Source organism: Pseudomonas sp. URMO17WK12:I6 (assembly GCF_003253625.1).
Classification (GTDB): Bacteria; Pseudomonadota; Gammaproteobacteria; order Pseudomonadales; family Pseudomonadaceae; genus Aquipseudomonas.
In genome coordinates this window covers 379,698-397,191 of sequence record NZ_QKYZ01000004.1, presented here as the reverse complement: position 1 = coordinate 397,191, position 17,494 = coordinate 379,698, and the positions used below count along the sequence as shown (strand labels likewise).

At 59.5% G+C, this 17,494-nt stretch carries 25 protein-coding genes; 7 read left to right on the top strand and 18 right to left on the bottom strand.

The genetic code is table 11. The features are described 5' to 3' along the window. Positions 1-52: 52 nt before the first annotated feature. Positions 53-247 (bottom strand): hypothetical protein, encoded by a 195-nt coding sequence (locus F475_RS10185; protein ID WP_018927982.1) that lies wholly within the window; start codon positions 245-247, stop codon positions 53-55. 178 nt (positions 248-425) lie between these two features. Between F475_RS10185 and F475_RS10180 the strand changes: the two genes are divergently transcribed. Beyond that, positions 426-620 carry a hypothetical protein gene (locus F475_RS10180; RefSeq protein WP_081625797.1) on the top strand — a complete coding sequence of 65 codons (195 nt, stop codon included), beginning with the start codon at positions 426-428 and terminating at the stop codon, positions 618-620. A gap of 282 nt (positions 621-902) precedes the next feature. Here the strand turns inward: F475_RS10180 and F475_RS10175 are convergent, their stop codons facing one another. From F475_RS10175 to F475_RS10165, 3 genes are all read right to left on the bottom strand, one after another. Beyond that, positions 903-1,238 carry a hypothetical protein gene (locus tag F475_RS10175; RefSeq protein WP_064617054.1) on the bottom strand — a complete coding sequence of 112 codons (336 nt, stop codon included), beginning with the start codon at positions 1,236-1,238 and terminating at the stop codon, positions 903-905. Positions 1,239-1,344: 106 nt separating this feature from the next. Further along, positions 1,345-1,581 carry a hypothetical protein gene (locus tag F475_RS10170; RefSeq protein WP_111453845.1) on the bottom strand — a complete coding sequence of 79 codons (237 nt, stop codon included), beginning with the start codon at positions 1,579-1,581 and terminating at the stop codon, positions 1,345-1,347. A 99-nt stretch (positions 1,582-1,680) separates the two neighbouring features. Next, the gene (locus F475_RS10165; protein ID WP_111453844.1) at positions 1,681-2,907 is read right to left on the bottom strand and encodes an RtcB family protein; all 1,227 of its coding nucleotides are present in this window, start codon (positions 2,905-2,907) and stop codon (positions 1,681-1,683) included. Positions 2,908-2,998: 91 nt separating this feature from the next. Here F475_RS10165 and F475_RS10160 point away from each other — a divergent pair, with 91 nt between their 5' ends. After that, positions 2,999-3,238, top strand: a complete 240-nt coding sequence (locus F475_RS10160) for a hypothetical protein (RefSeq protein ID WP_018927986.1) — start codon at positions 2,999-3,001, stop codon at positions 3,236-3,238. An 11-nt stretch (positions 3,239-3,249) separates the two neighbouring features. After that, a complete protein-coding gene (gene osmE / locus F475_RS10155; protein WP_018927987.1) occupies positions 3,250-3,609 on the top strand; it encodes an osmotically-inducible lipoprotein OsmE in 360 nt (119 codons plus the stop codon). Positions 3,610-3,660: 51 nt separating this feature from the next. Here the strand turns inward: osmE and F475_RS30700 are convergent, their stop codons facing one another. Continuing rightward, a complete protein-coding gene (locus tag F475_RS30700; RefSeq protein ID WP_007941550.1) occupies positions 3,661-3,864 on the bottom strand; it encodes a hypothetical protein in 204 nt (67 codons plus the stop codon). Positions 3,865-4,086: 222 nt separating this feature from the next. Here F475_RS30700 and F475_RS10145 point away from each other — a divergent pair, with 222 nt between their 5' ends. Further along, positions 4,087-4,449 (top strand): NUDIX hydrolase, encoded by a 363-nt coding sequence (locus F475_RS10145; protein ID WP_018927988.1) that lies wholly within the window; start codon positions 4,087-4,089, stop codon positions 4,447-4,449. A gap of 29 nt (positions 4,450-4,478) precedes the next feature. On the opposite strand, the gene F475_RS10140 is transcribed toward F475_RS10145, so the two are convergent. The 8 genes from F475_RS10140 to F475_RS10105 all read right to left on the bottom strand — a co-directional run bounded on the left by F475_RS10140 (position 4,479) and on the right by F475_RS10105 (position 11,929). After that, on the bottom strand, positions 4,479-5,252 hold the full coding sequence (locus F475_RS10140; RefSeq protein WP_064617053.1) for a 1,6-dihydroxycyclohexa-2,4-diene-1-carboxylate dehydrogenase: 774 nt from the start codon (positions 5,250-5,252) through the stop codon (positions 4,479-4,481). Positions 5,253-5,276: 24 nt separating this feature from the next. Next, entirely contained in the window at positions 5,277-6,290 is a 1,014-nt protein-coding gene (benC, locus tag F475_RS10135) for a benzoate 1,2-dioxygenase electron transfer component BenC (protein ID WP_111453843.1), read from the bottom strand. 10 nt (positions 6,291-6,300) lie between these two features. Beyond that, entirely contained in the window at positions 6,301-6,789 is a 489-nt protein-coding gene (gene benB, locus F475_RS10130) for a benzoate 1,2-dioxygenase small subunit (protein WP_018927991.1), read from the bottom strand. Continuing rightward, a complete protein-coding gene (gene benA / locus F475_RS10125) occupies positions 6,786-8,150 on the bottom strand; it encodes a benzoate 1,2-dioxygenase large subunit (RefSeq protein WP_019649241.1) in 1,365 nt (454 codons plus the stop codon). Before benA ends, benB begins: the two co-directional genes overlap by 4 nt. A gap of 268 nt (positions 8,151-8,418) precedes the next feature. Beyond that, positions 8,419-9,378: an AraC family transcriptional regulator gene (locus tag F475_RS10120; RefSeq protein WP_018927993.1), complete on the bottom strand. Its 960-nt coding sequence runs from the start codon at positions 9,376-9,378 to the stop codon at positions 8,419-8,421. 120 nt (positions 9,379-9,498) lie between these two features. Further along, positions 9,499-10,428, bottom strand: coding sequence for a catechol 1,2-dioxygenase (gene catA / locus F475_RS10115; protein WP_018927994.1), 930 nt, complete (start codon positions 10,426-10,428; stop codon positions 9,499-9,501). Between the two features lie 51 nt (positions 10,429-10,479). Beyond that, entirely contained in the window at positions 10,480-10,770 is a 291-nt protein-coding gene (gene catC / locus F475_RS10110) for a muconolactone Delta-isomerase (protein ID WP_007936026.1), read from the bottom strand. Positions 10,771-10,780: 10 nt separating this feature from the next. Next, positions 10,781-11,929: a muconate cycloisomerase family protein gene (locus F475_RS10105; RefSeq protein WP_111453842.1), complete on the bottom strand. Its 1,149-nt coding sequence runs from the start codon at positions 11,927-11,929 to the stop codon at positions 10,781-10,783. A 129-nt stretch (positions 11,930-12,058) separates the two neighbouring features. Here F475_RS10105 and F475_RS10100 point away from each other — a divergent pair, with 129 nt between their 5' ends. After that, entirely contained in the window at positions 12,059-12,946 is an 888-nt protein-coding gene (locus F475_RS10100; RefSeq protein WP_111453841.1) for a LysR family transcriptional regulator, read from the top strand. Between the two features lie 158 nt (positions 12,947-13,104). Here the strand turns inward: F475_RS10100 and F475_RS10090 are convergent, their stop codons facing one another. The 5 genes from F475_RS10090 to F475_RS10075 all read right to left on the bottom strand — a co-directional run bounded on the left by F475_RS10090 (position 13,105) and on the right by F475_RS10075 (position 15,782). Continuing rightward, positions 13,105-13,356 (bottom strand): DUF1652 domain-containing protein, encoded by a 252-nt coding sequence (locus F475_RS10090; RefSeq protein ID WP_111453839.1) that lies wholly within the window; start codon positions 13,354-13,356, stop codon positions 13,105-13,107. 77 nt (positions 13,357-13,433) lie between these two features. Next, positions 13,434-14,333, bottom strand: a complete 900-nt coding sequence (locus tag F475_RS10085; protein ID WP_064617047.1) for a polysaccharide deacetylase family protein — start codon at positions 14,331-14,333, stop codon at positions 13,434-13,436. Positions 14,334-14,552: 219 nt separating this feature from the next. Then, a complete protein-coding gene (locus F475_RS30445; protein ID WP_018927999.1) occupies positions 14,553-14,711 on the bottom strand; it encodes a hypothetical protein in 159 nt (52 codons plus the stop codon). A 61-nt stretch (positions 14,712-14,772) separates the two neighbouring features. Further along, positions 14,773-15,084: an AzlD domain-containing protein gene (locus F475_RS10080; protein WP_162830927.1), complete on the bottom strand. Its 312-nt coding sequence runs from the start codon at positions 15,082-15,084 to the stop codon at positions 14,773-14,775. Next, positions 15,084-15,782: an AzlC family ABC transporter permease gene (locus F475_RS10075; protein WP_018928001.1), complete on the bottom strand. Its 699-nt coding sequence runs from the start codon at positions 15,780-15,782 to the stop codon at positions 15,084-15,086. Before F475_RS10075 ends, F475_RS10080 begins: the two co-directional genes overlap by 1 nt. 379 nt (positions 15,783-16,161) lie before the next feature. On the opposite strand from F475_RS10075, the gene dapA reads away from it, so the two are divergent. Both dapA and F475_RS10065 read left to right on the top strand, forming a co-directional pair. Next, complete coding sequence (dapA, locus tag F475_RS10070; protein WP_111453838.1) at positions 16,162-17,037, top strand: 4-hydroxy-tetrahydrodipicolinate synthase; 876 nt, start codon at positions 16,162-16,164, stop codon at positions 17,035-17,037. A 60-nt stretch (positions 17,038-17,097) separates the two neighbouring features. Beyond that, entirely contained in the window at positions 17,098-17,493 is a 396-nt protein-coding gene (locus F475_RS10065; RefSeq protein ID WP_111453837.1) for a DUF2784 domain-containing protein, read from the top strand. Position 17,494: the final 1 nt, after the last annotated feature.

The following is a 17,494-nucleotide window of genomic DNA, read 5'->3' as shown; positions in this document are numbered from 1 at the left end:
CTGTCAAAGGGGCGATAAGTGAAGAGCCCGGCCGCAATGGCCGGGCTCCGTTTTATCTTCTGTTTTCAAGCATCTTGTCGGCGAGCGCTTTGGCTCTTTGGATCAGCATGTTTTGCCTGTCTTCGTGGGTGGTTTCTCCTACCACCGGTGCCGTCAGATGGCTTTCGGCAATCAGCGCAGCACAGAAATATTGGTCCCAAACAGTGCTTTGCTCCGACGCCTGTCTAATCGTTTGGTCGGCGATCATATGCGGCTCCTTTTGATGAGGTAGCCTTTTCAGTTTACGCCCGAATCACCAACAACCTACGTTGTGCAGGACAGTCGGCACTGCCAATCGCTGGCGACAAATCGTTTCCTCGACTAGGATCTTTATCGCACAGGACTTCGCCCACTGTGTTGTCGGGCGACTCACAAGGGAGAGATAGATGACGCCTACTCGTATTACCGAGCAAACCTATCGTGGCTGGTCCAGCCCCATCTTGCTTGAACTCAAGGAGAGAGAACATCAACTGGATCCTTCGGCACGCCAGGCCCTGCGAAATGTCCTGGTCGAGAGAAGGCTTATAAACACTGGCAATCCTTCTGGCAGTGATCGGCGCAAGGCTGATCCGGCCGGGTAACAACAGGTTTTAGCAATAGCGCTTACCCACCTCATCACCGACGCTGCTGGCGCTTTGCCGGCAGCGTGCTTGTAAGTCATCCCCAAATGCCAGGCAAAAAAAAGCCCAGGCAGCTGATGGACGCCTGGGCTTTAAAAATGCATAAACCGTGGTGGTGAACGCGGGGCAATATTACCCAATCAATTGATCTGTAACAAGATATTTTTACTCACCATCCAGTTACTAAATCTCGCAACCCATTAAATATCCACACTATTTTTGAGTAATCTACTGAAGAAACCGTTACAAACAATCCCGGACAGCCTTGCGCAGCGTTCCTGACTTGGCCCATGGCGGCCCTTGGTAAAGCGATACCCGGCTGCCATCCTTGGACTTCACGATATCCAGAATTTCGTCAGCTGTGATGACGCTCGGTGCAGTAATCCGATAGCCATTGGAAATCGCAGTTTGCGTCGTTCCAGCAATCTCCTGGCGCCACAATGGCAATACACACCCGGCATATTCCTTGGGCGCCTTATCGCTGTATTTGCTGACATTAGGCTCACCGGGCACCAGGGATGCGGGCAATGAACAGCCCGCCAACGCAGCCAACGCTACTCCCGCTATCAACATCCGCATGATGCTTCTCTATCCTGAAAAACGGGAAATGTAGCCTGTACTTGCGCAGACATCCAGCAAACGCTGGGGCTACGCCGCTATAAAGCAGCTTTTTATACAAAGGCTTCTATACAGAGGCTTCGCCCTGCCCCGGATCGACCCCCGAGCCGGAATCGGTATACGAACTCGCATTCAGATACTTCATCCACCGCTCGTACGCTTCATGCTGCCATTTCGTGACCCGTTCCCATTCCGGCCCAGTGAGCTGATGAGCTGAAATCAACTTCATCATTTCCGTTGTGGCCGCATCCAGGTCCGCGATCAGATCATGCGCATGGTGTCTGAAATCATCAGTCGCCGTCATTTGAGATACCTCGCCCCAGCGAATAGATCACTACCTCCATACGACAGCAGAGCTGTCCACTCCCGTTGATTTTCCCGACCAGCGGAATACCTCCCATCCCTACCCCTTCACGCACACCACCTGTCGCAACGTATGCAGCACTTCCACCAGATCACGCTGGGCGTGCATGACTTTGTCGATGTCCTTGTAGGCCATCGGGATCTCATCGATGACCGCCGCATCCTTGCGGCATTCCACATGGGCGGTCGCGCGGATCTGGTCGGCGACGGTGAAGGTGTTCTTGGCTTTGGTGCGGCTCATGGTGCGACCGGCGCCGTGGCTGCAGGAACAGAACGATTGCTCGTTGCCGAGGCCGCGAACGATGAAGCTTTTGGCCCCCATGGAACCGGGAATGATCCCCAGCTCGCCCTTCTTCGCCGACACCGCGCCTTTGCGGGTGACCAGGATGTCCTCGCCAAAATGCCGCTCTTTCTGCACGTAATTGTGATGGCAGTTCACGGCCTCCAGCGCAACCTCGAAGGGCTTGCGGATCACCTGCCGCGCCGCATGAATCACCGCTTGCATCATCAAGGCACGGTTCTGCCGGGCGAAGTCCTGAGCCCAGCCCACCGCTTCGACGTAGTCATCGAAGTGCCGGCTGCCCTCCTTGAAGTAGGCCAGGTCACGGTCCGGCAGGTTGACGATGTGCTGGCGCATGTCCGCCTGGGCCAATTGAATGAACAGAGTACCGATGGCATTGCCCACGCCGCGAGAGCCGCTGTGCAGCATGAACCACACGCGATTGGCCTCGTCCAGACAGACCTCGATGAAGTGATTACCGGTGCCGAGGGTCCCCAGGTGCTGGCGGTTGTTGGTGCTGGCGAGTTTCGGGTACTTGTCGGTGATCGCCTTGAACCGAGGGTTCAGCGCCGCCCAGGCCTGATCGGCCTGCTGCGGAACGCGCTCCCAGGCGCCTTCGTCACGGCGGCCATGGCTCAAGGTGCGGCCATGGGGCACGGCCTTTTCAATGGCAGTGCGCAGACCATGCAAGTTATCCGGCAAGTCGGCAGCGGTCAGCGAGGTGCGCGCGGCGATCATGCCGCAGCCGATGTCCACGCCCACGGCCGCCGGAATGATCGCGCCCACGGTGGGGATCACGCTGCCGATGGTGGAACCTTTGCCCAGGTGCACGTCCGGCATCACCGCCAGGTGCTTGAAGATGAACGGCATCTTCGCGGTATTGATCAGTTGCTGCCGGGCTTCGCTTTCAACCGGCACGCCTTCGGTCCAGAGTTTGATCGGCTTGCCGTTGGCGACTTCCAGCAGTTGGTAGGCAGGTTGTTGCATGATTTCGACTCTCTTTGGATCAGACGAACATAACGCTCCATCGAGGTAAATGGGATTACTATTTCGTAGCGGGGAATTGCAGGAGGTCATCATGTGGCTTAACGAATATGAACAGCAACTACGGCGCGACCTGCAAGGTGTGGCGTCGGATCTGAGGTGGTCGGCGGTAGAGCTTTTGCGCATCGCAGAGCAGTTGCGCCTGGCCGGCAATGATGTGGACGCAGAGGCGACGCTCAGGCTGTGCTCCTTGTTCCAGGGCGATGAAGAGCGGCTGGCGGGCTATGCTGAAGAAGTGAAAGCAAAAACCATCACGCGAACGAAAGTTCACTAGAGAGCATTGCCATGAACAAGCCTCTATGCGCGCTAATCGCCGTGCTGGCGGCGACAGGTGGCTGTAACACGGAATCGCATATCTACCGGGACCAACCGCTGGTCGCCAAGGTCGAAGCCGGCATGACCAAGGATCAGGTCGAGCAGATTGGCGGCAAGCCGCTATCGATCACCGATCGCACGGTGGAGCCAGGCGCTTGCTTTGATTACAAGTTGACCCAGGCCGGCAATCAGCAGCCGTACAGTGTCAGTTTTGATGGCAGGGGCCAGGTCGACCATAAAGCCTTCATGACCTGCGCCGAGTGGAGTCGCGTCCAACAAAAAGCCAGAGCGTATTCCCCGTCCACGGGCGGGATGGGTGGTGGTTACTGAGCCCACGACTTTAATAACGAGAAGCCCCGGCGTACCGGGGCTTCAGGCACACTATTTGTCTGATTTGTGGCTACGCGATGATCTGCCCGACCGGGCTCTGTAGGCGGGAAGCGCAGCCGCATAGGCCAGTGCTTCTTCTCGGCTGCCAAAGGATCCAAGCCGGTCACCTTTGGTGCACACCCGCCACGGGCCACTGTTCACGCTGAGTACGTCATAGCCGTTCATGTGCATTTTGGTCAGCATCGGAACGCTCATTAGTCACCTCCATTTCGGCAGTGATAGTCCAGGGTCCACTTAGCTACCTTACACCCGACCTTCACTGAAGTGCCGACCAGACGTCGCGTCAGGATTCCGGCATTCCATTGCACTTTCAACCGCCCTGTCGACTCTAACCCTTGAAGCAGACACGTCTGCGGATTGCGGTCTGAATATTGCATTTTTATGACTGTTTTATGACAACCGGCAGTCAGGTAATCCATGAAAGTACGCGCAACCGTCATTTGCGAGCAGGACCGGCACATTCTCCTGGTGCGCAAACCCAGGGGGCGCTGGACCCTGCCGGGTGGAAAAATCGAGCCTGGCGAAACCATCGCGGGCGCGGCCACAAGAGAGCTTTATGAAGAAACCGGGCTTGGGGTCGACAGCCTGCTGTACTTGATGGAGTTGGACACGACCAGCACCAGGCATCATGTCTACGAGGCATCGGTCATAAACGTGGCCGAGGCGCGGCCCCAGAATGAAATCTTCGACTGCATCTGGTACCCGCTGGACGCCGTCCAGAACCTGAACACAAGCGACGCCACACTCAGAATCGTCAGAGCATTTCAGCGTCGCTTGTAGCTCAACACAGCCGACGCCCTCCTGAAAGGTCAGCCCAGATCGCCGCCACCGACCGGCATGACCATGCCGGTGATATAGGAGGCTTCGTCGCTGGCCAGAAACAGGATAGCGCTGGCCTGTTCATCCAGTGTGCCGTAGCGCTTCATCAAACTGCTGTCGAGGGTCTGGTCGACGATCTGCTGATACCACAGCTTTTCCTGAGCGCTTTGTTCCGCGGTGTTGCGCGGGATCAGCCGCGGCGGCGCTTCGGTGCCACCGGGAGCGGTCGCGTTGACCCGTACCCCACGGCCGGCGGTTTCGAACGCCAGGCACGCGGTCAACGCGTTGACCCCACCCTTCGCCGCACCGTAAGGCACGCGATTGACGCTGCGGGTGGCGATGGATGAAACGTTGACGATGGCGCCGTTGCCTTGCTCAAGCATGAACGGCAGCGCGGCATGGCAACACCACAGCGTCGGGAACAATGAACGTCGGACTTCGGCCTCGATCTGCGACTCTTCATAGTGCTCGAAAGGCTTGGCCCAGATCGTGCCGCCGACATTGTTGACCAACACATCGAGGCGCCCGAAGCGCTCGACGGCGGTGCGCATCACCCGGCTGCATTCGCTGTATTGCTCAAGGTCGGCGGTCAGGGCGAGCACCTGGCTGTCCCGCCCCAGTTCTTTCTGCAACTCGAACACCAGATCGGAGCGGTCGACCAGAATCAACCGCGCACCTTCAGCGGCCATGCGTTCCGCCACACGCCGGCCGATGCCTTGGGCGGCACCGGTAATCAGCGCGATTTTTTCGTGGAATCTATTCATGTATCTCTCCCACAACAGCGCGGCTCAGGCCGCGCTGGCGGCAAATTTCTCGTAGTAGAAGTTCGCAGGCGCGATGCCTTGCTCGCGAATGAACTGGCTGACCGCTTCGACCATCGGCGGCGGGCCGCACAGATAGACATCGACGTCGCCATCGTTCAGATGCCGTGGCTCGATGTGCTGGGTCACGTAGCCCTTGAGCGGGTGCCGACTGTCGGGGTTGGCCACGCAGGCGCTGAAGCTGAAGTTCGGGATTCGTGCGGTAAAGGCTTCCAGTCGATCGATTTCCACCAGGTCGAAATCGTTGGTCACGCCATAGATCAAATGCAGCGGATGCTCGCTGCCCTGCTCGGCGATTTTTTCCAGCATCGCGGTAAACGGCGCCAGACCGGTGCCACCGGCCAGCAGCAACAACGGCCGGCGGATATCGCGCAGATAGAAACTGCCCAACGGTCCGGCCAGGCTCATGCTGTCGCCGGCCTTGGCCATGCCGGTCAGGAAACTGCTCATCAAGCCGCCGGGCACGTTGCGAATCAGGAAACTGACTTCGCCGTCACGCTGCAACGAGCTGAACGAATACGCGCGGGTCTGCTCGCTGCCCGGAACCCCGAGGTTCACATACTGCCCCGGCAAAAACGCCAGTTTGCTCAGGGCTTCGCCCTTGATCGACAGTGCGATGGTGCTGTCGGACAGCTGACGCACGGCGCTGATGGTCGCGTCGTAACTGGCCTGACGAGTACGGCAGACATCCGATGAAACCGGCACCTGCACCACGCAATCGCTCTGCGCACGCATCTGGCAAGTCAGGACAAAACCCTGCTGCGCTTCTTCGGCGCTGAGGGCGTCTTCGATGTAGTCCTCGCCCAGGTCGTAGCGCCCGGCTTCGGCGAAACACTTGCAGGTGCCGCAAGCGCCGTCGCGGCAGTCCAGCGGAATATTGATGCCCTGGCGGTACGCAGCATCGGCCACGGTTTCGCCGGCGTTGGCGTCGATGAACCGGGTGACGCCGTCTTCGAAATTGAACGCAATGGAATGAGTCATGACGGCCGCCTCAGAGGTGGTAAACATCAATGACCTGGCGAACGTAGTCGTTCTTCAGGATCACTTTCTTGGCCAAGATCAGCGGGTTCTCGCCGCGCACATCCAGGGTGTAGAAACTGCTGCCGAAATAGCTGTCGACGGTCTTGTAGCGAAAGCTCAGGGTGTGCCAGTTGAAGCGCACCTTGCACAGGCCGTCGGCCTGTTCGATCAGCTCGATGTTGCTGAGGTTGTGCGAGGTGCGGGTGTCCGGCACGCTGGCACTGGAACGCTCGGTCTTGATGCGGAAGATGCGATCTTCCAGGCCCGTGCGGTTGCCGTACCAGATCAGCGAGATTTCCCGCTGCGGATCGATGGTCAGCTCGTCGTTGTCATCCCAGGACGGCATCCAGAAAGTTGCGTCCGGCGCGTACAACTCCAGCCAGTCGTCCCATTGCTTGTCGTCGAGGTAGCGCGCTTCGCGGTAGAGAAAATCGCGCACCGCGTCATAGGTCATGGTCATTGCACGGCCTCCACTGCAATCAGTTCGGACTGTTCGGCGGCCAGGGCCTTGAGCATGGTCTGCTGCCAATATTTGTGTTGCAGCACGAACAGGCCTTCGTCTTCGGTACGCACCCCGCTGAGCAATGGGTGCAGGTCAATTTCCTTGGCCGCGTCATCGGCGCCTTCAATCCAGTGTTCGGCACCACGGGACATGTCGTTCCAGGTGGTGACGCTGCCCTGGTAACCGGTCTGGCAGGAGCGAAACTCTTCCAGATCGTCTGGAGTGGCCATGCCACTGACGTTGAAAAAGTCCTCGTACTGCCGAATGCGGCTCGAACGGGCGTGGTCGCTTTCACCTTTGGGGGCGATGCAGTAAATGGTGATTTCGGTGCGGTTGACCGAGATCGGCCGGGCGATGCGAATCTGCGAGCTGAACTGGTCCATCAGGTACACGTTCGGGTACAGGCACAGGTTGCGCGAGTTCTCGATCATCCAGTCGGCGCGAGCCTGGCCGAAGTCCCGGGCCAACTCGTCGCGACGCTCGTACAGCGGACGGTCCTCGGGGTTGGACCAACGGGTCCAGAGCAGCATGTGGCCCTTGTCGAAGGAATAGAAACCACCGCCCTGCTTGGCCCAGGTGCCGGCGCTCATGGTGCGGATGTCTTCGCCCGCTTCGCGCTGTTTGCGCTGATTCTGGGTGGCGGCGTAGTTCCAGTGCACGGAGCTGACGTGATAGCCGTCGGCGCCGTTTTCGGCGGTGAGTTTCCAGTTGCCTTCGTAGATGTAACTGGAGGAACCACGCAGCACTTCCAGGCCATCGGCGGACTGGTCGACGATCATGTCGATGATCTTCGCCGACTCGCCCAGGTGCTCCACCAACGGCACCACGTCGGCCTTGAGACTGCCGAACAGGAAGCCGCGATAGGACTCGAAACGCGCGACTTTGGTCAGGTCGTGGGAGCCTTCGCAATTGAAGCTCGCCGGGTAGCCGGCCGCCGCCGGGTCCTTGACCTTGAGCAGCTTGCCGGAGTTGTTGAACGTCCAGCCGTGGAATGGGCAGGTGTACGAACTCTTGTTGCCGGTCTTGTGCCGGCAGAGCATCGCCCCGCGGTGGCTGCATGCGTTGATAAAGGCATTCAACACGCCATCCTTGTTGCGCGCGATGAAGATCGACTGGCGCCCCATGGTGGTGGTGTAGAAATCGTTGTTGTTGGGGATCTGGCTTTCGTGCGCCAGGTACAGCCAGTTGCCTTCGAAGATGTGTTCCATCTCAAGGTCGAACAGCCGCGGGTCAGTGAACATCTCGCGCTTGCAGCGATAGATACCCTGTTCAGGGTTTTCTTCAAGCAGGGAGTGAAGGTATTCGGGTCGCAGGGACATGGCCGCCGCCTCCATTGTTTTTATTCAGGCAGGGCCATGCTAGGACGTGGGGATGGGGCGGACTATCCGCGGGGTGCAGACCTGTATCCGTTTTGTGCAAGGGGCGGTTGATGGTTGCCAATGTGGCGAGGGAGCTTGCTCCCGCTGGGCTGCGAAGCGGCCCCCGGCATTCTGTCAGGCACACCGCGTCGGCAGGATTTACGACTGCTGCGCAGCCGAACGGGGGCAAGCCCCCTCGCCACAGGTTATTCGTCAAACGTCTTGGCAATCAGTGACGGCGCTTGAGGGTGTCGGAAGGCAATTCGCCGAACTGTTTGCGGTAGCTGTCGGAGAATCGGCCCAGGTGCAGGAAGCCGTAATCCATGGCCACCTCCGTGACGTTGCGCACGTTGCAGGTCGGGTCGCTCAGGTTGGCGTGAATGCGCTCGAGCTTCTTCTGCCGGATGTAGTTTTTCGGCGTGTCCCCCGCATTGCGTTCGAACAGCCCATACAGCGAACGCAGGCTCATCCGCGCCTGGCGCGCCAGTTCTTCGCTGTCGATGTCTTGCTTGAGGTTACAGGCGATGTAATCGACCAGCGCCTCGAACGTGGCCGAGGCTGAGCCAGGGTCGGTGCGCATGACGTTGGTTTTCATCAGGCCCAGCATCTTGCTGACCACGATTTGCGCATAGTGCTCCTGCACGCGAGGAATCGGCTCGGAAGCCTCGGCTTCCTGGCAAATCATCGCCAGCAGACCGACGAAACCTTCCAGTTGATTGAGCTGATAACGGTTTTCCAGAAACCGCACGCCCTGCCCCGGATACCGCCAGCGCTGCTCCTCGCACACCGACTCCAGCAGCCGGGTGGGGACTTTCAGGATGAATTTTTCGCAATCACTGGAATAGGTCAGATCCACCGGATCGTCCGGGTTAATCAGCAGCAACTCCCCGGGCGCGAAGTAATGTTCCTGACCGTGGCCACGCCACAGGCAATTGCCGCGCAACAGCACTTGCAAGTGATAGATGCTGTCCAGCGCGCCAGAGGTAACCCGCACGCTGGCGCCATAACTGATGCGGCACAGATCAAGGCTGGCAAACTTGCGATGATCGAGGCTGGCCAGCGGCCGGCCGGCCCTGGGCATCTGCAGGCAATGGTTGCCGACATGCTGATTGACGTAGCCCGACACCGCATACGGGTCGGCATGGTCGAAGATTCTGCTGCGATGACTCAACAATTGCGCTTGCATCATCGGTTCACTCTCATTGTTGTTATCAGTGGCGCCGCCATTCTAGTGTCCTGCCCGAAACACAGAAGGCCACGAGATAAACGGTCGGTTATCTCGTGGCCCGGTTCGGCTGCTCGAGAGGTATCAGTCCTCGAGTGCGCGGACCCGTTCGTGGCGTTGCTGCTCCTCAGGCTGGGCGGACGACTGCAGGGTGAAGTCGAAATCGATTTCGGCAAAACGACCACTCACGCCATGAGCCGCCGCACGCTGCGGATCGTCGCTGAAGGTGATTTTGGCGATCAGTTCGTCACGGGTGGCGTAGGCGAAATCGTCATGCAGGTACTGATCGCCATCGAGGTTGATCTGGGTGGTCAGGTGACGATGATCCGGTGCCGAAATGAAGAAGTGAATGTGCGCCGGCCGCTGGCCATGACGGCCCAGTTGATTGAGCAGTTGCTGGGTCGGACCATCCGGCGGGCAGCCGTAGCCCGACGGCACGATGCTACGGAAGCGATAACGACCCTCGGCATCGGTGACGATCCGGCGACGCAGGTTGAACTCGGACTGGGTGGTGTCGAAGTACGAATAGGTGCCGCCGGTGTTGGCGTGCCAGACATCCACCACCGCCCCGGCCAGCGGTTCGCCAGCGGTGTTGAACACCCGGCCCTGCATGAACAGAGTCACACCCGGATCGACGCCGTCATCGAGACGCGCTTCGCCTTGCGACAGCGGCGCACCCGCCACATACAGCGGCCCCTCGATGGTTCGCGGGGTGCCGCCGGATTTGCCGGCCTGCTCGTCTTCGGCATCCATCAACAGGTCGAGGTAATGCTCAAGACCGAGCCCGGCAACCAACAGACCGGCCTCCTGCCGCGCGCCCAGCACGTTGAGGTAATTGACGGCTTTCCAGAATTCTTCCGGGGTCACGGCCAGGTCTTCGATGATGTTCACCGAATCACGCAGGATGCGGTAAACCAGCGCCTTGACCCGCGGATCGCCGGCTTCATTGAGCAGGCCGCTGGCTTCTTCGAGAAACTTCTGGACACTGGCGGTGTGGGAAATCTTGACGTTCATGGTGGATCCTCATCTTGTATTTATTAGCGTAGCGAACTGAACAGGCTGGATTCAGCGGTCATCCTCGCGAATGGAAGAAGGATGCCGGCACAGCGCGTTGACCTCGATCGCCATGTACGGGTACAGCGGCAATTGCATCAGTAGGTCGTGCAGTTCTTGAACGCTGTCGACATCGAACACGCTGTAATTGGCATAGAGCCCGGCAATGCGCCACAGATGACGCCACTTGCCTTGCTCTTGCAGGCGCTGGGCCAGGGCTTTCTCGTCGGCCTTGAGTTGAGCGGCGCGCTCCGGGTTCATGTCGACCGGTAAATTCACGGTCATTTTTACGTGAAACAGCATGATGCCCTCCTCAGGCTTGATGAACGACAGTGGAACTTTTGTCCCGACGGAAAAACGCCAGGCGTTCTTCATCCAGAACCAGGCCCAGCCCCGGTGTTGACGGGACGTGCAGTTGAAAATCGCGGTAGACCAATGGCTCGCTGAGGATGTCTTCGGTCAGCAGCAGTGGGCCGAACAATTCGGTATCCCAGCTCAAGGTATTCAGTGTGACAAAGGCATGGGCCGAGGCCAGCGTGCCGATTCCGCCTTCGAGCATGGTGCCGCCGTACAGGCCGATACCGGCCGCCTCGGCAATCGCGGCGGTTCGCAGCACGGCGCGCGGGCCGCCGTTCTTGGCGATTTTCAGAGCGAACACCGAAGCGGCGCCTTCCCGTGCCAGGTTAAAGGCATCTTCCACGCATTCGATGGATTCATCGGCCATGATCGGCGCCGGGCTCATGGCATTCAGGCGCACCATCCCGGCGCGGTTATTGCGCGAGATCGGTTGTTCGATCAGGTCGATGCCGTTGGTGCCGAGGATCCGGCAGGCCCGCAGAGCGACTGCTTCGTCCCAGGCCTGATTGACATCGACCCGCACGCTGGCGCGATCGCCCAAGGCCTTTTTGATCGCAATAACGTGAGCCAGGTCGCGGTTGACCTCTCCGGCGCCGATTTTCAGCTTGAAGATCCGGTGGCGGCGCAGGTCGAGCATTTTTTCCGCTTCGGCAATGTCCTTGGCGGTGTCGCCGCTGGCCAGGGTCCAGGCCACCGGCAATGCATCGCGAACCCGTCCACCCAACAGTTCGCTGACCGGCAGGCCAAGGCGCTTGCCCTGGGCGTCGAGCAAGGCGCTTTCGATACCCGATTTGGCGAAGGTGTTGCCACGAATGCTGCGCTCCAGGCGCAACATCGCGGCATTCACATTGCCGCAGTCCTGGCCGATCAGCAGTGGCGCGAAGTGTTTGTCGATGTTGGTCTTGATACTGTCCGGGCTTTCGTTGCCGTAGGCCAGGCCGCCAATGGTGGTCGACTCACCGATACCTTCAATGCCATCGGCACAGCGCACCCGAATGATCACCAGAGTCTGGTTCTGCATGGTGTGCATCGCCAGCTTGTGTGGGCGAATGGTCGGCAGATCGACGATGATCGTCTCGATCGATTCAATGGCTGTTGCAAGCATGTCGCGATACCCGTCAGGTTCTTAAAGTTCTGGAACCGATTCTGGTACGGCTTTTTTCGGGAAGCCAATATAGAATTGGTCTGACTCGATACCTTAAAGGTATTTAACAGATCGACGTCCGGAGGCCCCATGGAACTGCGTCACCTGCGATATTTTCAGGTGTTGGCTCAAACCCTCAACTTCACCCGCGCCGCTGAACTGCTGCACATCGCCCAACCGCCGCTGAGCCGGCAGATCCAGCAGCTGGAAGACGAACTCGGGGTACTGCTGCTGGAGCGCGGCCGACCGTTGAAGCTGACCGACGCCGGGCGTTTTTTCCATGAACACTCCACCGCCCTGCTCGAACAACTGGGCAAGGTCTGCGACAACACGCGGCGGATCGGCCTGGGCGAAAAGACCTGGCTGGGCATCGGCTTTGCGCCCTCGACCCTCTATGGCGTGCTGCCGGAACTGATTCGCCGGTTGCGCAGCGGCGAGCCTCTGGCGCTGGAATTGGGGCTCTCGGAAATGACCACGTTGCAACAGGTGCAGGCGCTCAAGGCCGGGCGTATCGATATCGGCTTCGGGCGCATCCGCATCGACGACCCGGCCATTCTGCAGACCGTGCTCACCGAAGACCGACTGGTGGCCGCCCTCCCCGCCGGCCACCCGCTCCTCGCCAGGCCCATCAGCCTTCGGGAACTGGCCAAGGAACCCTTTGTGCTCTATCCCGGCAACCCGCGCCCGAGTTACGCCGACCACGTGATCGCATTGTTCGAAGCCAGTGGCGTGCACATCAAGGTGGCGCAATGGACCAACGAGCTGCAAACGGCGATTGGTCTGGTGGGGGCGGGAATCGGGGTGACGCTGGTACCGGCCTCGGTGCAGTTGCTGCACCGCGACGACATTGGCTTCACTCCAGTGCTGGAAGACAACGCGATCTCGCCGATTATTCTCAGCAGGCGCGTGGGCGATGTGTCGCCGGGGTTGAATCATTGCTTACAGATGATTGATGAACTGCTGCCGCGCGACAGTTGAGCCGTAAATGCAATCCGTAGCAGCTGTCGAGCCCCAGCGAGGCTGCGTAGCGGTCGTGAATCCGGCTAATGCGGTCTGCCTGATGTATCGCGATCTCCGATTTTACGACTGCTACGCAGCCGAACGCAGCCTTCGGCAGCTGCTACAAGAAGTCGCGGTTAGGCCACGACACCGGCGAACGCTCGGCGACCGGCACGCATTTCTGTACGAAGTTCGCCAATCAGGTTGGAAATATCGCGAACACTGATCAGTTTGTCGGGGGATACGCCGGTGATCAACAACTCAATCCGCCCGGTGCTCTGATCGAAAACCTTGATCCGCAAGGTTTCATCATGGTTCACGGTGCATTCGCAGGAGAGCGGCTTGAAGCCGGACTCGACAATCTGGCAAAGCTGCTCAATAGGAACCATGACAGACGCCCCTCCATGGACGGTTTTCCGATTGGATCCACTGAGATTAGTTCAGCTTGCGCAATGCGCCAGCGGGTTCAGTGAGCATCCCCATCCCATATCCAATTCCAGATCCCCGGCAAACGAACAGGCTCGGAACTCTGCTTGACGGTGCGCGCCATGGCCGCCCGCTGTAGCGCTGCCGTGTCGTCGTAAAACGGTTTTTGCGCCATGGCCAGACCGGTGGCGTTGGCACTGTCGAGGAGGATTTGCAGGTATTCGCGGGCATGCCGGGCGGTGTAGCGGTTGAGGTCGTGAAAGGTCACCACCACCGGGATCACCCCGTCCACCGTCGGCAACTCGCCAAGGGCGATGCGCTCGCGGACTTCGGACAGCTGCCGCAGCATATTGGCCCGCCGCCGAGGGCTGGCGTTGAAGCCCCAGATCTTGCCGTCATTGGCGCTCAGGTCGGTCAGCAGTACATGCATGCCGTGCTGCTGATAGGCCGCGAAAGTGCGCTTGTCATAATTCCAGAACGGCGGACGCACCAGAATCGGCGAGGCGCCAGTGATCGCAGCGATGTCTGCGCTGCCGTTGGTCAGCGACTGTTCCAGTTGTTCCGGCTCCAGGGAGCGATGGTTGGTGTGGTGGGGAGTGGCCGTGTGAAAGCCCAGTAGATGCCCTTCGGCCTGTTCGCGCCGCATGAGTTGGCGCCCCACGTCACTGCCGCCGGCGCCCGAGGCGCGGGTCTGCACGAAGAACACGGCTTTGATGTCCGGTTGCAGCGGATTGTGCGCCAGGCTGTCGAGTACAGTGGCGGTCGGGTTGTAAAAACCGGACGCGCTGGGCCCGTCGTCGAAGGTCAGCAGAAAGCGGATCGGCGCCTGCGCTTGCAGACGCTGTTGCGTCTGCGGCGTCATCTCAATGGGCGCGGCGATGCAGCCAAACAGGCCGACGGCGATGGCGAATACGGATAGAACCTTGATCAACTGCTTCATGTTTTGCCTTGGGCCAGACCTTGCGACCGTCACGTTTAATGGCAAAAACCCCTCGCCCATTCATCCTTCGACCGACCCGCCAATCGCTGCGAGCCGAGGTTGGATAAGGGTACACAGTGTTTGGTTCCAGCGCCTGCTCCCCAGGTGATTGCATTTCAAGCTACAAGAACTAAAAAGCCCCGCCATCAATTGGCGGGGCTTTGGGGATGTGCAAACCGATCAGGGCTTCAGCGGGTGTTCCTGGTCGCGGTCCGACAGCTCTTTGCCGTCGTCGGGGTGCTTCCAGTCCGGCGTCGAACGCTTCTGCCGCTCGATTTCTTCCTCCGTCGGTTCATCGGTCTCATCATCCAGGTCCGGACGCTTTGGTTCAGTGGCCATGTCCACCTCCCGTCCTCAAGGGATCATCCGTTAAGCGTAGAACAGTTTCGCCTCGGACGACTCAGAGCCACCAGCGCAGCAAAAAGAAAAAGCCCATGCTCAACAACATGCTGAGCAGAGTATTGCGGGTGTAAAGCACCAGGCCCACGGCCACCAGCGAACTGATCAGGTAGGGGTTGTCCCACTGCAGGTTCAACTGTTTGTCGGGCATGAACACAATCGGCCCGCAGATCGCGGTGAGCATGCCCGGCACCGCAAAACCGAGGAACTGCCGGGCATTGCTGCTCAAGCGCACCGGCAGCCGAGGTTCGAGAAAGACGTAGCGGTTCAGGAACACCAGCAGGCCCATCCCGATAATCACAGCCCAGACCATCATGTGCGCCCCACGTAGAGTTTGTTGCAGATAAAGCCCGCCGTCATGCCCGCCAACCCCGACAGCACCAGCGCCGAGCCCCATTGCCAATAGCTGAACAGCACCGAACAGAACAGCGAGACCGCCACGCAGACCACCGTCGGAACGTTGCGCACCACCGGCGTGATCAAGGCGATAAACGTCGCGGCGATGGAGAAATCCAGCCCCAGGTGTTCGAGGCCCGGAATGCTGCTGCCCAGCACAATGCCCGCCAGGGTGAAGAGGTTCCATGCGATGTAAAACGTCAGGCCCACGCCGAGGGCGTACCAGCGGTTGAACTGCTGTTTGTCATGCTGGCTGGTCAGGGCGAACAACTCGTCGGTGAGCAAAAAGCCCAGCCCGATACGCCAGCGGCCCGGCAACGGGGAAATCACCGAACGCATGCTCATTCCGTACAGCAAATGCTGGGAGGTCAGCAGCAATGTGGTCAACAGAATCGAAAAGACCCCGGCGCCGCCCTTGAGCATGCCGATAGCGACCAATTGCGCCGCGCCGGCAAACACGATGCTCGACAGCCCCTGGCCTTGCAGGGGCGTGAGGTTGGCCTCGATGGCCATGGAACCGGCCAGCAATCCCCAGGGCGCGGTCGCCAGGGACAACGGCATGATGGCCGCGGCGCCACGAAGGAATGCAGTACGCGGCATGAATGAGTTGGACATAACGCTCTACAACCAGGAAAAGTCTTCAGACTGTGCCAGCAGTCATGGCCGATGGCTTGAACAATCTTGCGCACTTGCAACGACTTCACGATTGACAAATACCCCGTCGGCTTTTAAAACTGGGCGCCTCATTCAGGGTGTAAGCAACCATGTCCGCAACCTTCAACCTCAACACTGTCGTCATTGGCTTGATTGCCAAGGCGCAAGGTTGCGTTGCGCACGCCCCTAAATCGAAGAAACAGTCGCTCATGTGACCGGGGCGCGCTGTCCCGTCAGATGAGCTGACAGGACATTGAGCGCGACGGACACCCCTCCTCTTGCTGACTTCCTTCTACGCTTCTGACGGTGACGAAATCGGTCAACCTTCAGGAGAAAGTGCATGTCATCGTTTCAAGGTATCTGGGTTCCCATCGTTACGCCGTTTCACAACGGTGCGATCGACTTTGCCGGATTGCGGCGGCTGGTCAGTCATCTGCTGGAAAAAGGCGTCGATGGCATAGTGGTCTGCGGCACCACCGGGGAAGCCGCGGCGCTGGCCAAACATGAACAACTGGCGGTGCTCGATGCGGTGCTGGAACAGGTTCCACCAGAACGCGTGGTCATGGGCCTGGCCGGCAACAACCTCACCGAGTTGCTGCAATTTCAAAGCGAAATCCTGAAGCGTCCCCTGGCGGGCTTGCTGGTGCCGCCGCCCTACTACATCCGCCCTTCCCAGGCCGGCCTCGAAGCCTTTTTCAAGACCGTCGCCGATGCGTCCAGCGCCCCGATTATTCTCTACGACATCCCCTATCGCACCGGCATAGCCTTCGAGCAGGCGACCCTGCTCCGGATCGTCGCCCATGAGCGGATCGTCGCGATCAAGGACTGCGGCGGCAACCCAGCCAACACCTTGGCACTGCTCTCCAGCGGTAACGTCGACGTGCTGTGCGGCGAAGATAATCAGATCTTCGGCGCGCTATGCCTGGGGGCCAAAGGCGCAATTGCCGCCTCGGCCCATGTTCATCCCGAGCTGTTCGTGACGCTGTATCAACAGCTTCGCGACAACCGCTTAGCGGCCGGCCGAACGACCTTCTTCCAGTTGCTGCCACTGATCCACAGCCTGTTCATCGAGCCCAATCCCGCCCCGGTGAAAACTGCCCTGGCCCTTGAAGGATTTATCCGCGACGAGCTGCGAGCGCCGATGCAACGCAGCAGTGAAAGCACGACGGTGCGTTTGAAAGAAGTACTGACAGCGCTTGAAGGCGGCAATCGATAGAGCACAAGCGTCCAGCCCGAGTACCATGGAGCGATTCACCCAACACGTCAGGGAATCGACATGCTTTACCGAATCGCCGCCGACGGGCTGGTGCTGTCTCACTTGTTGTTCATTCTGTTCGTGCTGTTCGGCGGGCTGCTGGTGCTCAAATGGCGCCACCTGATCTGGTGGCACCTGCCCGCCGCTGCATGGGGTGTGATCGTGGAAATCTTCCACCTGGCGTGCCCACTCACCGAATGGGAAAACCGCATGCGCCACGCGGCCGGGCAAACCGGTTACGGTGGCGGTTTTATCGAGCATTACGTGTGGCCGATTATTTACCCGGCCGGGCTGACGCCCACGATTCAACTGGCACTGGGCAGCGTGGTGTTGGCGCTCAACGTGCTGATCTATGCGCGGCTGTTCCGGCAATGGAAGCATCCGACCCGTTCAGGCAGTAACCACCGGTCCGGTTGAA

Excerpts from the sequence above, each read along its gene's own strand:
- F475_RS10090 (WP_111453839.1), bottom strand. The coding sequence starts at position 13,356 with ATGGTTCCTATTGAGCAGCTTTGCCAGATTGTCGAGTCCGGCTTCAAG.
- F475_RS10180 (WP_081625797.1), top strand. The coding sequence starts at position 426 with ATGACGCCTACTCGTATTACCGAGCAAACCTATCGTGGCTGGTCCAGC.
- F475_RS10105 (WP_111453842.1), bottom strand. The coding sequence starts at position 11,929 with ATGCTTGCAACAGCCATTGAATCGATCGAGACGATCATCGTCGATCTG.
- F475_RS30445 (WP_018927999.1), bottom strand. The coding sequence starts at position 14,711 with ATGGCCACTGAACCAAAGCGTCCGGACCTGGATGATGAGACCGATGAA.
- F475_RS30700 (WP_007941550.1), bottom strand. The coding sequence starts at position 3,864 with ATGAGCGTTCCGATGCTGACCAAAATGCACATGAACGGCTATGACGTA.
- F475_RS10170 (WP_111453845.1), bottom strand. The coding sequence starts at position 1,581 with ATGACGGCGACTGATGATTTCAGACACCATGCGCATGATCTGATCGCG.
- benC (WP_111453843.1), bottom strand. The coding sequence starts at position 6,290 with ATGACTCATTCCATTGCGTTCAATTTCGAAGACGGCGTCACCCGGTTC.
- catC (WP_007936026.1), bottom strand. The coding sequence starts at position 10,770 with ATGCTGTTTCACGTAAAAATGACCGTGAATTTACCGGTCGACATGAAC.
- F475_RS10145 (WP_018927988.1), top strand. The coding sequence starts at position 4,087 with ATGAAAGTACGCGCAACCGTCATTTGCGAGCAGGACCGGCACATTCTC.
- F475_RS10075 (WP_018928001.1), bottom strand. The coding sequence starts at position 15,782 with ATGTCCAACTCATTCATGCCGCGTACTGCATTCCTTCGTGGCGCCGCG.
- benA (WP_019649241.1), bottom strand. The coding sequence starts at position 8,150 with ATGTCCCTGCGACCCGAATACCTTCACTCCCTGCTTGAAGAAAACCCT.
- catA (WP_018927994.1), bottom strand. The coding sequence starts at position 10,428 with ATGAACGTCAAGATTTCCCACACCGCCAGTGTCCAGAAGTTTCTCGAA.
- F475_RS10185 (WP_018927982.1), bottom strand. The coding sequence starts at position 247 with ATGATCGCCGACCAAACGATTAGACAGGCGTCGGAGCAAAGCACTGTT.
- F475_RS10160 (WP_018927986.1), top strand. The coding sequence starts at position 2,999 with ATGTGGCTTAACGAATATGAACAGCAACTACGGCGCGACCTGCAAGGT.
- F475_RS10175 (WP_064617054.1), bottom strand. The coding sequence starts at position 1,238 with ATGCGGATGTTGATAGCGGGAGTAGCGTTGGCTGCGTTGGCGGGCTGT.
- F475_RS10100 (WP_111453841.1), top strand. The coding sequence starts at position 12,059 with ATGGAACTGCGTCACCTGCGATATTTTCAGGTGTTGGCTCAAACCCTC.
- F475_RS10140 (WP_064617053.1), bottom strand. The coding sequence starts at position 5,252 with ATGAATAGATTCCACGAAAAAATCGCGCTGATTACCGGTGCCGCCCAA.
- F475_RS10120 (WP_018927993.1), bottom strand. The coding sequence starts at position 9,378 with ATGATGCAAGCGCAATTGTTGAGTCATCGCAGCAGAATCTTCGACCAT.
- F475_RS10165 (WP_111453844.1), bottom strand. The coding sequence starts at position 2,907 with ATGCAACAACCTGCCTACCAACTGCTGGAAGTCGCCAACGGCAAGCCG.
- osmE (WP_018927987.1), top strand. The coding sequence starts at position 3,250 with ATGAACAAGCCTCTATGCGCGCTAATCGCCGTGCTGGCGGCGACAGGT.
- benB (WP_018927991.1), bottom strand. The coding sequence starts at position 6,789 with ATGACCATGACCTATGACGCGGTGCGCGATTTTCTCTACCGCGAAGCG.
- F475_RS10065 (WP_111453837.1), top strand. The coding sequence starts at position 17,098 with ATGCTTTACCGAATCGCCGCCGACGGGCTGGTGCTGTCTCACTTGTTG.
- F475_RS10080 (WP_162830927.1), bottom strand. The coding sequence starts at position 15,084 with ATGGTCTGGGCTGTGATTATCGGGATGGGCCTGCTGGTGTTCCTGAAC.
- dapA (WP_111453838.1), top strand. The coding sequence starts at position 16,162 with ATGTCATCGTTTCAAGGTATCTGGGTTCCCATCGTTACGCCGTTTCAC.
- F475_RS10085 (WP_064617047.1), bottom strand. The coding sequence starts at position 14,333 with ATGAAGCAGTTGATCAAGGTTCTATCCGTATTCGCCATCGCCGTCGGC.